This is a genomic window from Neisseria sp. 83E34, assembly GCF_001308015.1.
GTDB lineage: Bacteria > Pseudomonadota > Gammaproteobacteria > Burkholderiales > Neisseriaceae > Neisseria.
In genome coordinates this window covers 1-578 of the sequence record NZ_LGYH01000039.1, presented here as the reverse complement: position 1 = coordinate 578, position 578 = coordinate 1, and the positions used below count along the sequence as shown (strand labels likewise).

General features: G+C 59.2%; 1 pseudogene. It reads left to right on the top strand.

The features are described from left to right. A pseudogene (locus tag AKG09_RS11540) lies at window positions 1–578 on the top strand (type IV secretion protein Rhs); the annotation flags it as partial.

The window sequence follows — 578 nt, the reverse complement described above, 5'->3', positions numbered from 1 at the left end:
GCCTCACCAACGAAAACGGCGCCCGCTACCGTTTCGCCTACGACGTGCTCGACCGTTTGGTGGCCGAAAGCGGCTTCGACCGTAAACTGACCGCTTACCACTACAACGCCGGCAACGAACTGGTGCAGCAGAGCGAATACGGCGACGATGCCTCCGTAGCCGCCAAACTGATGGCGCAATACGGCGGGCAACCGGTTAAAAGCACGGACAGGACACCGCTTTCAGACGGCTTCAAAGACAAAACCCCGCTCAGAATCACCGAGTTCCAACGCGACATCTTGGGCCGCCTGACCCAAACCCTTGCCCACGACAGCACAGGCAAGGTTCAGGAAACCGCCTATCATTACGACCCCAACGGCAACCTCGTCCGCGCCGCCAATGCGCACAGCATCACCTGCTTCGACTACAACCCTAACGGCCAACTCATCGGCCAGCACCACTGGAAGGTACCGACCCAAGAAGAGAATGCCCGAAACGGCCTGATAGCCACCGACTGGCGCGACCCGCAGTACGATATGCTGTTCCAGCCGGTTACCAACAGCATCCGTTACCATTACGACTTCAACGGCAACCGCACC